Genomic DNA, 13,265 nt, shown 5'->3' on the forward strand with positions numbered 1-13,265 from the left:
AGAGGCGTTTCCTTTTATCAACATATTGCTAAACCTAAGTATTTGTTTTAATAGACATGACGTTAAAATAGGATGTATAGATTCTTTAATTGAAAAAATAATCTATATTTATGAATTCAAAACAAATAAACAAAATGAAAGCAACAAAAAGAGTTCTTTTAATCCTATTCTTTTTGGTTTCTATACAATCTAAAAGTCAAAGCTTAAATTCAATTTTCGACTATTTCGACTCGCAGGTTAGCTCCCAAAATTCTTACCTTTTTAACGGTCGATTATACATCAATTCCTACTTAGTTCTGAATTCGAAAAATCAGTTTTTAAAAGCAAATAAAAACTATACCATAGGTAATATAACTATTGAAAACATAACTTTCAATCAAATAGAATTACAATATGATCTTTTTTCTCAAGAACTTATTGTAAAACCCGATCCAAAAACATCCTTATATGGTATAATTGTGGATTCAACAAAATTGAAACATTTCATGATGTATGATTTGCATTTTGTAAATTTAAAAAGCACTGAAAACTCTTCTTTGCAAGGTATTTTTGAGTTAAGTATTGACAAACCAATCGCTTTATTAATCAAACATAAAGTCACTCGCTTTAAAATATTGGATAAAAATTCAATACACTATGAATTTGAACCCAAATATGATTACTACATTGCTTACAACACCAATTATATACCTGTACATTCAAAAAAAGATTGTATCAAATTGTTTCCAGAATTTAAAAAAGAAATTAAAAATTTCTCTTCTGAAAATGCTTACATAGATAAGAATGACCCAAAAGAATTCATGAAAAAATTAGTCCTTTATATCAATACGTTAAAAGAGGTTGTAAATGAAAAATAAAATTAGTATTTATTTCCTCTTGCTATGTTTCCATATCCTACATGCTCAAGTTAAGGAACCAACTATTTCGGTTGCTTTTAGTGACAAGCCCATTAAAGACTGCTTTTTGGAAATTGAAAATAAGTGTAAGGAACAATTTTATTTTGATAGTAATTGGTCTGATTTGAATCAAAAAATAACCGCTTCATTTACAAATGAACCTGTATCCTTAATTTTAAATACTCTTTTAAAAGAAACCAATCTCAATTTTTTTCATACAAACAATACGTATATTATTACACAAAATAATTTTATTTACAACCAATTAAATACGTCGCTTGTACAAACAGACAGTCTACCTTCCGTAAACCAATCCAACCCCCTTTTCTTTGAAAAACTAGTAGATGCAACAGATGAAAAGGATGCTATCATTATTATTGGCAAACAAGAAGAAGGAAATATTAAAAAAACACATCATATAGAAGGAATAATTTTAGACACGAAAACTAAAAACCCTTTGTCTGGTGTACTTATTTCTGTGACCAACAGAAATATAAAAACGGAAACAGATATTGACGGTCATTTTAAAATAACACTTCCAGATGGCTTAAATCACCTTGAAATTAATGCCATGTCCTACAAAAAACTGAACCAAAAGATTATCTTGAAAAAAGACGCTGTCTTAAATTTTCAGTTAACAGAAAGTGTAACTTTATTAAATGAAGTGGTTATTGAAAGGGAACGCAATAAAGAAGTTAAAGAAATAGCCAGCGGAGTTACGTCTTTTAATGTAGAAAAAGCAAAGAGCGTTCCTTTAGTATTAGGAGAAAGAGACATTATCAAATTGGCTTTAGCATTACCTGGAATTAAAACAGCAGGAGAAGGAACCTCTGGAATCAATGTTAGAGGTGGAAAAGACGATCAGAATTTATTTTTATTAGATAATGCAACGATTTATAATCCTTCTCATTTTTTTGGTTTTTTTAGTTCCGTAAACCCTTATTTAGTAAATGATGTTAATATTTACAAAGGATTTATTCCAGCAGAATTTGGAGGGCGAATTGCTTCCGTTTTTGAAATTAATTCCAAAGAAGGTAATTATGAAAAATTTAAAGGCGAAGGAGGCATTGGTACTGTAACTTCTAACTTGACATTTACAACCCCAATTATAAAAGAAAAAGCTTCCTTAATTGGTGGTGTAAGAGCTACTTATTCCAAATGGATTTTAAAACAAATCGACAATAAAAAATTAAATAAAAGTGATGCTAGCTTTTATGATGCGTATTTAAAATACAGTCATAAAATTAACAAAAACAACACTTTAGAAACGAGTATTTACTACAGTAAAGATAAATTTAAAATTTCTTCTGATTCTTTATATAGTTACTCCAATACAGCTGCATCTCTAAAATGGAGACACAATTTTAACACTAAAAACATCGCTACTTTTCAATTGATTAATAGTAATTATGCTTTCGCGATTGATTATAACTCAAACAACTTAAAATCATTCAATTATAATTTTAACATTAACGAATCGAAATTCATTTTCAAAAATGTATATTTCTACAATGAAAAACACAAATTTACCTATGGATTAAATTCGGTTTTATATCTTTTAAATCCTGGTGAATTAAATCCAAACGATTCTAACTCCTTGTTAACGGCTAAAAAAATAGATCAAGAAAAAGGTTTGGAAAATGATCTTTTTATAAATGATGAATACACATTAAATAAAAAACTTTCCTTTAATTTAGGTCTTCGTTACTCTACTTTTTTGGCTTTAGGACCAGCAACACAAACGGTTTACCAAGATGGTGCCCCTATAGCTCCTGGAAATGTAAAAGAAATAAAAGAATACAATAACAACGAAATTATTAAAAATTATAACGGTTTTGAATATCGATTCGGCACACGCTATCTTCTCTCAGAAACCTCATCTATCAAATTAGCCTATACAACCAATTATCAGTATTTGCATAAATTATCCTCAAACACGACTCAATCTCCAACAGACACTTGGAAATTAGCCGATTTAAATATCAAACCATCTTATGGCCAACAAATTTCTTTGGGGTATTTTAAGAATTTTAAAGAGGATTTATACCAATTTAGCATTGAAGGGTATTATAAAAAAACAGAGAACTTTTTAGACTTTAAAGTTGGCTCTGATCTCATGTTAAGTGAATCTATTGAAACAGATGCCATACAAGGCAAAGGAAAAGCCTATGGAGTAGAATTTTTAATTAAAAAGACAGAAGGTAAGCTTAACGGATGGATTGGCTATACGTATTCTCGCTCTTTAATTCAGTTGGATGGTGACACTGCAGACAAAAGAGTAAATAACGGCAACTACTTTGCGTCTAACTTTGATAAACCCCATGATTTTAATGCCATTTTAAATTATAAATTTACCCAAAGATATAGCGCTTCATTTAATTTCACTTATCAAACAGGTAGACCTGTAACGTATCCTATTGGTTCGTATACTTATGGTAATGCACAGTATACTTTATATAGCGATCGAAATAAATTCAGAATACCTGATTATTATCGAGTAGATGTTGGGTTTAATATCGAAGGAAATCATAAAGTAAAAAAACCGTTTCACAGTTTTTGGAACATTTCAATCTATAATTTACTTGGCAGAAACAATCCTCAATCTGTTTTTTTTGTTACAGATAATGGTAAAATTAAAGCTTATAAATCGAGTATCTTTGCTTATCCAATCCCTACTATAACTTATAACTTCAAATTTTAAAAACATGAAATTAAAACAGTACATCGTATTAATTTTGATTGCCATTGTAAGTTGTACGGAACCTTACGAACTTCAAACCGAAAATTTTGAAGATTTATTAGTAGTAGAGGCGACCATTACAAATGAATACAAAAAACATGTTGTGAAATTATCACACACCATTCCTTTGGAAGAAACCACTCCTTCTATCGAGCATGGTGCCAATGTAAAAATAATTTCTAACACAGGATTGGAATTTCATTTTTCCGAAGTAGAGGACCAATATGTTTCTGATCAAGAATTTCAAATTGAATCTGGCTTAGATTACACTTTGCAAATTCAAACTAGCAATGGAAAAACTTATATTTCTACACCTGAAAAAACTCCTACAGCAATAGGCATTGATGAAGTTAATGCTATACAAGAAACAAAAGACACAGTTTTAGGTGTTGCTATTAAAGTTACGAGTTCAGATCCAAGTAATACTGCTAAATTTTATCGTTATGAATATACCGAAACGTATAAAATTATCCCACCCTATTGGAGTCCAAACAAAGTAGAAGTGAATGCAAATGATGAATTAATTGTTTCTCCTCGAACAACCGAAACCCGAGTTTGTTTCAGCTCCAAAGAATCCAATTCAATTAATGTTACTACAACTGAAGATCAATCTGAAAATACTGTATTCAATTTTAATGTACATTTCCTATCCAAAGAAGACCCTAAAATAACCAATAGGTATAGCATTTTAGTAAAACAATACATTATAAGTTCAGAAGCCTATAACTTCTATAAAACTTTAAAAACTTTATCCTCTAATGGAAGTCTACTATCACAAGTTCAACCTGGGTTTATTGTTGGGAATATAACAAACACGAATAACCCTGAAGAGAAGGTTGTTGGCTTTTTTGAAGTTAGCACCGTTTCTGAAAAAAGGATATTCTTTAATTTTGATGATATTTTCCCAAATGAAACTTCTTCAAGTTATTTTTATGATTGTGGTATTCAGGATTATACAAGTCTGGTAGATTTCCCTTCTCCAAACAGCCCTCTTTTTGGCGGAAGAGTTGATCTTTTTTATTTCATTAGAAATAATGAAATAGTCTATTATGATCATCACCCTACAAGCGGTCTTTATTTAATGGTGTATTCCTATTGTGGAGATTGTACTTCTTTTTCCTCTAATGTTCAACCCGATTTTTGGCAATGAAAAAACTAACCCTATTATTTCTATTCCTATTTCAAATCATGTCTAGTCAAACCATGGACTGGAATCTATATAAAGAAACTATGGCTTTACAAGTAAATGCCAAAACACTTATAACCGGAGAAAAATTAAGATATTCTTTATATTGTTTACAACAAAACAATCAAACAAGTAAACTGAGTAAAGTAGCCTATGTAAAGTGTATCGATACTTATGGAAAAGAAATTTTTATACACAAGCATTATTTAGAAAATGGAACTGCTTCAGGCTATTTTTTCATTCCTACAGAATTAAAAACAGGAACTTATTATCTTTTAACTTACACCCAATGGATGTTGAGTGCTTCTCCCCTTAATTTTACGAGTAATGAATTGCTGATTATTAATCCGTATCAAGAAAATCAAAATGAAAAAATACGCTTTGATACCTCAACTGTTCCTAGTTCAACTTCTCCTGAAATCGAACTAAAAAATTACTCAAAAAGAGAAGCCATTACATTTAGCGATTTTATAGCCCATGAAAAAGGCAATTTCACCATTTCTGTTCGAAAAACAAATGCCATAAATGTTCCTTTTGGTTCGCTTTTTAGTTTACCAAACCCAACTTCAAATAACAATCTCCTTACGTTTCTTCCTGAAGCCAAAGGAGAACTCATTTCAGGTAAAATACAACGACTGGATAGTTTACTTCCTCTGGAAAACATTGGCATTGCATTATTAGACAAAGGTAATAAAGACTTTATCCAGGTTACTTCCACTAACAACAAAGGGCATTTCCATTTTATTTTAGCTAGACCTTTACACAGTTCCAGGCCCTTTCTTGAAATTATTAGTGAAAATGAAAACTATACCTTGGAATTGGATTCTAAATTACAACCAGAAATTTTGGCTATAAAACAAACACCAACAATATATTTAGAAACAAACTATACTAAAGAAATTGAAAAAAGAGCCATCGCTTCTCAAATCGAAAATGCGTATTACGAAATTAAAAAAGATAGCACACAACAACCAGAAATGATCCCTTCTATTAATCCTAATTATTTAGAAGTTTTTCCAGTTGAAAAATACAATCGCTTCAGTTCTCTAAAACAATTCATTACCGAAGTTTTAAATCAGGTGTATTATACCGAAAAAAATGACCAATTTAAAATTCATTTCAGAAATACCGGTGTACAGTTGGAATTGAATGAAAACCCATTAACATTAGTAGATGGTTCTGTAATTATAAACCCAAACGACCTTTTAAAAATTGAATACAGCAAAATAAAAAGTATCGCTATCAATATCCAACCCTATTACTTGGGTAACAAATTGTATAGTGGCATTTTTATCATACATACAACTGATGGTTCTTTTGAAGATAGTAGCACAAAAAAATGGAATACCGAATATATTGTTCCTCTTTACAAACAACAAGCTTATGCTCCTGATTACAATACGACTTCTTTAGATCGAATTCCAGATTATAGAACACAATTGCTTTGGCAACAAACGACCACGTTAAACCAACCCTTTTCTTTCTACACCTCAGATGTAGAAGGAATTTATGAAATTTCAATTTATGGGTATACCAATGAAGGTCAGTTTGTAGAAAAAAACAGTTTCTTTAAAGTAGAATAATCAATACTTTACCAATTTTGTCTTATTTTTTCCTACCTATTGGTTTACATTTTTTTAAAAAACATTTCTTCTGAAATCGATTAATAAGTAGTGAATAAAATAATAGGTCACTACTGGTAACTGTGTCCCAATTATGATATAAATTAGAACTATTCCTTTTTAACAAAACTGACATATGCTTTAGTTTAATTTACCCATTTTATGAAGATGTTTAAAATGTGACGTTACCATTTCCAATAAAGTCTTATGATAATAAGGCAATTGATATTTTTGAGTAGTTTCCTTAATAATTGTATTAATTTCCTTGTAATTGACATGACAAATATTGGGAAATAAATGATGTGCAGCATGACAATTAGAACCTCCACTTATAAATCTAGCCCAAGATTTATCTGCATTCCAATCACAACTCGTGTATAGTTGATGTACGGCCCATGAATGCTCTAAATTTTCATCATTTGAAAGAGGATAATAGGCTTCTTCAAAAAAATGAGTTCCCACTAGCATCACAATAAAAATTAGCGAGGTAAAAGCACTCGATAGTACAAAAGCAAGAAGTACGATTTTCCAACTGAATGTAGTAAAAAGCATAGGAAGAAGTAATACTAATATAAAATACACTATTTTGTAAAGAAAAAAGCGAAAATACAATTCTAGAGTTGGAATTCCTTTTTTCATCCAATCATAATCATTGGAAAACAAATAAATCCAATCACTCACAAAAACTGAATGCAATAAGGTTAGCATATATACAAAAGGAGCATAATAGGCCTGAAATTTATGCTTTGGTGCCCAAGGATGTGTAGGGCTTAACCGCAAAAAAGGATTTTTATCGATATCAACATCACTACCTTCTACATTAGCATACAAATGATGGGAACGAATATGTCTTAAACCCCATAACATCGGATCAATACCCACTGTCATAAAACTAATAAAATGAAGTATGGCATTGTATCTTTTATTTTTAAAAGCAGTATTATGACTCGCATCATGCCCTAAACTAAAGCCTATAAGTAAACCCGACAATTGAAAAATGAAGTAACTTATAAAAAATTGAAAAACTGATATTTCTCTTAAAAAAAGTATCGCATAACTGGTATAACAAAGTAAAAACCAAAAAATGCCTTTTCTCCAAAAAATCACATTTCCATGACCAATCTGCTTGTCATTAAATTGCAACCGTACTTTCTCCTTTAAAGTAGAATAAAAAATACGTTCTTCTTCTGATTTGTTGAAATATTTTGCTTTCATATATGTAAGAATGGATTAATAGTACAACAAACCTACTTTATAAATCACAAAAAAAATTGCGTTAAATAATATTACTTATATTTGTATTTGCGAAAATCACAAAATGAAAAATCAAGAACTCCTTTTAAAGGCCATTCAAAAAAAGGTTCAAAACAAATCCCTTTTAGATGAAATTGCAAAAGTTTTAGGCATTAGTTACGATGCGGCGCATCGAAGGATTTCCTTAAAGAGTAAATTTTCTATTGATGAAACCATACTATTGTGCAATCATTTTGCTATTGCTATGGATACCTTATTCCGAAAAGAAAACAAGTATATTTTAGACAAAACCAATACCATTAAATCTATAACCGATTTTAAAGCGTATTTAGAAAAATCAATTAGCTTATTACAACCCTATAATAATCAAAACAGCTGCATTTACTATTCTGCTAAAGACATTCCTTTACATTACACCTTAGGTGGAAGTCTTTTTTCAAAATTTAAAATCTATGTTTGGTTAAACATTTTAACATCCGATCAAAATTTAAGCTTTGAAAATTTTATAATGGATGCATCCTTATTGCAAGAATCTACTCGCTTAGTTCAAATATTTGAAACCAATAAACGCATTGAAATTTGGAACGATACCACTATTAATAGTTCGTTACAACAAATGTATTATTTCTATGAAGCAGGACTACTCCACTACAACAATGCATTATCCATTATAGAAGATATTAAAAATGTTATTCTGAAAATAGAAGAAGAAGTGCGTAATGATATTTCCCCTTTCGAACTGTTTTACAATGAATTATTACTTCTAAACAATACCGTTTTGTTTACCAATGAAAAGCAAGCCTCTTTTTTCATTCCGCACAACATGCTAAGTTATTATGTTACCTCAGATGCGAAGATTTGCAATGAAGAAAAAGAATTCATTTTTAATCAATTGAAAAACTCCATGTCTATCACCAAAGCCGGCAAAAAAGATCAAAAAATATTCTTCAACAGAATGTACCAGAAAATCGATTTTTACACCTCCAAAATAAAAAATTACCTCATAGAATAATTTTTTTAAAGTTTTTGTAACTTTTTAGTAACCTCTTACGTATAACTACAGTAACACTTAAAAATTTAGAGGAATTATATAAATGAGACAACTCAAAATCACCAAGCAGGTAACGAATCGTGAAACTGCTTCCCTAGACAAATACCTACAAGAAATTGGAAAAGTTGACCTTATTACTGCAGATGAAGAAGTAGAATTAGCACAACGTATTAAGGCAGGAGATCAAAGAGCTCTTGAAAAATTAACAAAGGCTAATTTACGTTTCGTAGTTTCAGTAGCTAAACAATATCAAAATCAAGGTTTAACATTACCTGATTTAATTAACGAAGGAAATCTTGGTTTAATTAAAGCGGCACAACGTTTTGATGAAACCCGTGGTTTTAAATTCATTTCTTATGCGGTTTGGTGGATTCGTCAATCGATTCTTCAAGCTTTAGCTGAACAATCTCGTATTGTACGTTTACCCTTAAATAAAATTGGTTCTATCAATAAAATCAACAAGATGTATGCTTTATTAGAGCAATCTAGTGAGCGCGCTCCATCTGCTGAGGAAATTGCAAAAGAACTAGACATGACCGTAAATGATGTAAAAGAGTCTATGAAAAACTCTGGACGTCATTTATCAATGGATGCGCCTCTTGTAGAAGGTGAAGATTCAAACTTATACGATGTATTGCGTTCTGGAGAATCTCCAAATCCTGATAGAGAATTAATTCATGAGTCTTTACAAACAGAAATTGAAAGAGCTTTAGAAACCTTAACACCAAGAGAAGCAGATGTAGTTCGTCTTTATTTTGGTTTAGGTGATCAACATCCAATGACTCTTGAAGAAATTGGAGAAACTTTCGATTTAACTCGTGAGCGTGTGCGTCAAATTAAAGAAAAAGCTATCAGACGTTTGAAACACACTTCTAGAAGTAAAATATTAAAAACCTATTTAGGATAAATAGTATTTCCGAAGTTTCGGGATAAATTCCAAATTCCAATCTTTGTAATTTGGAATTTGTTTTTTAATTTTACAGCTATATAAAACAGTTCTATAGAACTGCTCCGTTTCTCTCCGTCGATTCGAGCAAGGCTCTCGGGTGATGATTGAAACCAAACATATAGAAAGTAACAACAGTTTCAATAACTGTTCGTTTTTTGATTACTCCGTTTCTCTCCGTCAGTTCGAGCAAAGCGCTCGGGTGATGATTGAAACTAAACATATAGAAAGCAACAACAGTTTCAATAACTGTTCGTTTTTTGATTACTCCGTTTCTCTCCGTCGATTCGAGCAAAGCGCTCGGGTGATGATTGAAACCAAACATATAGAAAGTAACAACAGTTTCAATAACTGTTCGTTTTTTGATTACTCCGTTTCTCTCCGTCAGTTCGAGCAAAGCTCTCGGGTGATGATTGAAACCAAACATATAGAAAGTAACAACAGTTTCAATAACTGTTCGTTTTTTGATTGATGATTGAAACCACGGCTGATTACCGTGGTTTTGTTTTTGTGAAACAAACTCACGGTCTGTTCGCATAAATGCTCGAGTTTCCGTGGTTTTGTTTTTGTGAAACAAACTCACGGTCTGTTCGCATAAATGCTCGAGTTTAGCTTCGCTCAGTTCGTCATGCTTCCTCGTGTCCGTGTATTTTGTTTTTTAACTAGAATTTCTTCTTGGTTTTCTATATAAAATTCAAATCTTATCTTATTTTTACATAAAATCTAAGCAGAATAACATGAAAAAAACAATTGTATTACTTTCTATGCTAGCCATGATAGCATGTAAAAAAACAGAAGAGAAAACAGAAGAACCAGGTGTAATGGATGCGGTTGAAGGCTTTAACAACATTAGTAAAGCAGGTGACGCATTAAAAGAAAATGAAAAACAACTGGAAGCATTAAAAACCATGACTCCTGTGTCCAATGAAGTTTTAAAAGAAGTATTGGCAGAAGAGTTAGGTGGATTAAAAAGAACTCGTTTTAATGCTGGTGACGCTTCTATGATGGGATTAACTACAGCCGATGCAAAATACGGTGATGAAGTAACGGGTAAAGAAATTGAAGTGAGTATTATGGATGGTGCTGGTGAAACGGGAAGTAGCATTATCAGTTTAACTATCATGGCATTGTTTATGAATGTAGAAACTATTAACGATACAGAAACTAAAAAAACAGAAACCATTCATGGCTTCAAATGTTTAACGGAAGAAGATGAAAATCCAGATAATATTAGTTCGTCTATAACTTTTATTTACAAAGAGCGTTTTCAAGTAGCTTTAAAAGGAGAAAGAATCACCCTAGATGAATTAAAATCTTTTTTAAAAGAATTAGATTTATCTAAATTAGAGCAATAATAATCATAGGATATTCTTTAAAAAGCTTTTTTGAAATTCAAAAAAGCTTTTTTTTATGCTTTAGAAAAGGATTTTGTTTCTAAAACTATTTCAATCTAACTTCTAAATAATATCTTTGCACAAACAACATAACTACACAATGAGTACTTCAAAAAATACCTTGATTGCACCATCTGTTTTAGCAGCAGATTTTGCCAATTTACAAAGAGACATCGAAATGATTAACAATAGTGAAGCAGACTGGTTTCATATTGACATTATGGATGGTGTTTTTGTTCCAAATATTTCTTTTGGAATGCCCGTTTTACAAGCCATTAGTAAACATGCTAAAAAAACTATCGACGTACATTTAATGATAGTTGATCCAGATCGTTATATTACTACTTTTAAAAATTTAGGTGCCGATATTCTTACGGTGCATTATGAAGCGTGTACACATTTACACCGTTCTTTACAAGCGATTAAAGCTGAAGGCATGAAAGCAGGTGTAGCAATTAATCCGCACACCAATGTAACCTTATTAGAAGACACTATTAAAGACATCGATTTGGTTTGTCTTATGAGTGTGAACCCTGGTTTTGGTGGTCAATCTTTTATTGAAAATACCTATAAAAAAGTAAAACAATTAAAAGAAATTATCAGTCGAAATAACGCAACAACGCTTATCGAAATCGACGGTGGTGTAACCAATCAAAATGCCAAACAATTAGTAGAAGCGGGTGCCGATGTTTTAGTAGCAGGAAGCTATGTGTTTGGAGCAACTAATCCAACAGCTACTATTGCGAATTTAAAAGAAATTACACAATAAAAAATACTTATCCTGACAGGTTATACTACTTGTCAGGTTTTTTTTAATATTGATCGATTAAGTATTTGATCAAATCGGTGGTCGTTACAATACCTACTAATAAATTGCCTTCACAAACAGGTAAGGCATGAAATTCTTTAGAAGCCAAGATTTCAGCAGCCTCTTTAATCGTAGTTTGAGGCGCTATGGTTACTAGTTTTTTCGCCATCACTTGTTCTACGGTAAACATATTATATACTGTAGTGTCTATTTCATCTTCATCATCATCCACAGCATCTGCAAAGGAAATCCGAAGTAAATCTGTATAACTTAACATCCCAATAATTTTATTACCAGAAACGACAGGAATGTGCCTAATGTGATGCTTTTTAAAAAGAGATTCGGCTTTGGTGAGATTGTCGGAAATATTCAACTTTACAACATCTTGGGTCATAATCGTTGAAATGGGAACTTTCTGTTTCATGACGCGTATATTTGTTACTTACAAATTTACTAAATATTTAATCACAAAACACATAATCGACTGAATATTAATTTTTTATAAAACTAATATTGGGTAAAATTAATCATCACTTTTACTTTTTCAAATAAAGGTGGAAATTCCTTTTTAAATTGTTCGGGAGTTTCAAAGAAATGCTCTAAGATGACTGCGATAAACTCAAATTCATTGGTATAGGCATAAATTCTAAAATAATTGGATTGCAATAATTTGGAATAATTAGCAGGATATTTTACTTCTTTGATAATTTCCTCATAGGTAACCGCAAAAATGGTAGCCGAAGTATCGGAATTATTAAGTCCTTGGTAATGCAATACGTGACCAAATTCATGCAAACCTAGATTCAAATTATCGTTACTAATTTCATAACCTTCTAAAAAATGTTTCCAAGAAAAAACAATGGCTTTCATTCTCGGATTGAATTCTCCTTTGTGATACTTTTGATTTAAAGTAGAATAATACACATCGGGATAAATAATAATTTTATCAATAACCGTAAACAAATAGTTCCGCATACCAAAGGTTAACATTACAGCAGTAGCCGCAATAAGCACTTTCATTTCATCGGTTACTTCTAAACCGTCTTTACCAATATAGGGATAGTTTTGAATAAAAGTAGCAACTCGGTGCTCAAAATATTTTTGCTGAAGTGGAGGCAATTTTTGATAAAAATCAAATTGGTCATGCAAAATCTGCAATTGCGGTAAGCTTAATTTTTTAGGAAATAAATACAAATGCACATAAATGGGTTTTCTAAAAAAGAACGCATAAATAGGCTCTATAATTACATTATAAGCAAATACTATAAAAAATACAATTCCTAAAGCAAGTAATAAATAAGCCACGGGTTGAAATTTGGGAAAAACGAATATACAGAATATAACCTAATTACAAAAAAAAGAAAGCAT

Annotated in this window: 12 protein-coding genes; 8 read left to right on the forward strand and 4 right to left on the reverse strand. The window is 31.0% G+C overall.

Annotation, left to right across the window (positions count from 1 at the left end):
• The first annotated feature begins 134 nt into the window (after positions 1-134).
• Genes FHG05_RS05495 through FHG05_RS05510 form a run of 4 tightly spaced genes read left to right on the forward strand, consistent with a single transcriptional unit; the run spans position 135 to position 6,405 of the window.
• The gene (locus FHG05_RS05495; RefSeq protein ID WP_140997016.1) at positions 135-857 is read left to right on the forward strand and encodes a hypothetical protein; all 723 of its coding nucleotides are present in this window, start codon (positions 135-137) and stop codon (positions 855-857) included.
• The gene (locus FHG05_RS05500; RefSeq protein WP_140997017.1) at positions 847-3,597 is read left to right on the forward strand and encodes a TonB-dependent receptor; all 2,751 of its coding nucleotides are present in this window, start codon (positions 847-849) and stop codon (positions 3,595-3,597) included. Before FHG05_RS05495 ends, FHG05_RS05500 begins: the two co-directional genes overlap by 11 nt.
• A gap of 4 nt (positions 3,598-3,601) precedes the next feature.
• Positions 3,602-4,786, forward strand: a complete 1,185-nt coding sequence (locus tag FHG05_RS05505) for a DUF4249 domain-containing protein (protein WP_140997018.1) — start codon at positions 3,602-3,604, stop codon at positions 4,784-4,786.
• Between the two features lie 38 nt (positions 4,787-4,824).
• Positions 4,825-6,405 (forward strand): hypothetical protein, encoded by a 1,581-nt coding sequence (locus FHG05_RS05510; RefSeq protein ID WP_157504179.1) that lies wholly within the window; start codon positions 4,825-4,827, stop codon positions 6,403-6,405.
• A 180-nt stretch (positions 6,406-6,585) separates the two neighbouring features.
• On the opposite strand, the gene FHG05_RS05515 is transcribed toward FHG05_RS05510, so the two are convergent.
• Positions 6,586-7,659 carry a fatty acid desaturase family protein gene (locus FHG05_RS05515; protein ID WP_140997020.1) on the reverse strand — a complete coding sequence of 358 codons (1,074 nt, stop codon included), beginning with the start codon at positions 7,657-7,659 and terminating at the stop codon, positions 6,586-6,588.
• 103 nt (positions 7,660-7,762) lie between these two features.
• Here FHG05_RS05515 and FHG05_RS05520 point away from each other — a divergent pair, with 103 nt between their 5' ends.
• Both FHG05_RS05520 and FHG05_RS05525 read left to right on the forward strand, forming a co-directional pair.
• A complete protein-coding gene (locus tag FHG05_RS05520) occupies positions 7,763-8,710 on the forward strand; it encodes a hypothetical protein (RefSeq protein ID WP_140997021.1) in 948 nt (315 codons plus the stop codon).
• A gap of 82 nt (positions 8,711-8,792) precedes the next feature.
• The gene (locus tag FHG05_RS05525; protein WP_045967558.1) at positions 8,793-9,656 is read left to right on the forward strand and encodes a sigma-70 family RNA polymerase sigma factor; all 864 of its coding nucleotides are present in this window, start codon (positions 8,793-8,795) and stop codon (positions 9,654-9,656) included.
• Between the two features lie 91 nt (positions 9,657-9,747).
• On the opposite strand, the gene FHG05_RS05530 is transcribed toward FHG05_RS05525, so the two are convergent.
• A complete protein-coding gene (locus FHG05_RS05530) occupies positions 9,748-10,233 on the reverse strand; it encodes a hypothetical protein (protein WP_140997022.1) in 486 nt (161 codons plus the stop codon).
• Positions 10,234-10,432: 199 nt separating this feature from the next.
• Here FHG05_RS05530 and FHG05_RS05535 point away from each other — a divergent pair, with 199 nt between their 5' ends.
• Together FHG05_RS05535 and rpe are read left to right on the forward strand one after the other, a co-directional pair.
• A complete protein-coding gene (locus tag FHG05_RS05535) occupies positions 10,433-11,050 on the forward strand; it encodes a hypothetical protein (RefSeq protein WP_140997023.1) in 618 nt (205 codons plus the stop codon).
• Positions 11,051-11,189: 139 nt separating this feature from the next.
• Complete coding sequence (gene rpe, locus FHG05_RS05540) at positions 11,190-11,858, forward strand: ribulose-phosphate 3-epimerase (protein ID WP_140997024.1); 669 nt, start codon at positions 11,190-11,192, stop codon at positions 11,856-11,858.
• A 43-nt stretch (positions 11,859-11,901) separates the two neighbouring features.
• Here the strand turns inward: rpe and FHG05_RS05545 are convergent, their stop codons facing one another.
• Positions 11,902-12,321 (reverse strand): CBS domain-containing protein, encoded by a 420-nt coding sequence (locus FHG05_RS05545; protein ID WP_140997025.1) that lies wholly within the window; start codon positions 12,319-12,321, stop codon positions 11,902-11,904.
• A gap of 83 nt (positions 12,322-12,404) precedes the next feature.
• Positions 12,405-13,202: a zinc-dependent peptidase gene (locus FHG05_RS05550; RefSeq protein ID WP_235889676.1), complete on the reverse strand. Its 798-nt coding sequence runs from the start codon at positions 13,200-13,202 to the stop codon at positions 12,405-12,407.
• Between the last annotated feature and the right edge of the window lie 63 nt (positions 13,203-13,265).

This window comes from Flavobacterium profundi (genome assembly GCF_006491645.1).
In the GTDB taxonomy this organism is placed as follows: domain Bacteria; phylum Bacteroidota; class Bacteroidia; order Flavobacteriales; family Flavobacteriaceae; genus Flavobacterium; species Flavobacterium profundi.

Bases quoted from the DNA above. Each gene is read 5' to 3' on its own strand.
- FHG05_RS05515 (WP_140997020.1), bottom strand. From the start codon at position 7,659: ATGAAAGCAAAATATTTCAACAAATCAGAAGAAGAACGTATTTTTTAT.
- FHG05_RS05535 (WP_140997023.1), top strand. From the start codon at position 10,433: ATGAAAAAAACAATTGTATTACTTTCTATGCTAGCCATGATAGCATGT.
- FHG05_RS05500 (WP_140997017.1), top strand. From the start codon at position 847: ATGAAAAATAAAATTAGTATTTATTTCCTCTTGCTATGTTTCCATATC.
- FHG05_RS05545 (WP_140997025.1), bottom strand. From the start codon at position 12,321: ATGAAACAGAAAGTTCCCATTTCAACGATTATGACCCAAGATGTTGTA.
- FHG05_RS05505 (WP_140997018.1), top strand. From the start codon at position 3,602: ATGAAATTAAAACAGTACATCGTATTAATTTTGATTGCCATTGTAAGT.
- FHG05_RS05530 (WP_140997022.1), bottom strand. From the start codon at position 10,233: ATGCGAACAGACCGTGAGTTTGTTTCACAAAAACAAAACCACGGTAAT.
- FHG05_RS05520 (WP_140997021.1), top strand. From the start codon at position 7,763: ATGAAAAATCAAGAACTCCTTTTAAAGGCCATTCAAAAAAAGGTTCAA.
- FHG05_RS05510 (WP_157504179.1), top strand. From the start codon at position 4,825: ATGTCTAGTCAAACCATGGACTGGAATCTATATAAAGAAACTATGGCT.
- FHG05_RS05495 (WP_140997016.1), top strand. From the start codon at position 135: ATGAAAGCAACAAAAAGAGTTCTTTTAATCCTATTCTTTTTGGTTTCT.
- rpe (WP_140997024.1), top strand. From the start codon at position 11,190: ATGAGTACTTCAAAAAATACCTTGATTGCACCATCTGTTTTAGCAGCA.
- FHG05_RS05525 (WP_045967558.1), top strand. From the start codon at position 8,793: ATGAGACAACTCAAAATCACCAAGCAGGTAACGAATCGTGAAACTGCT.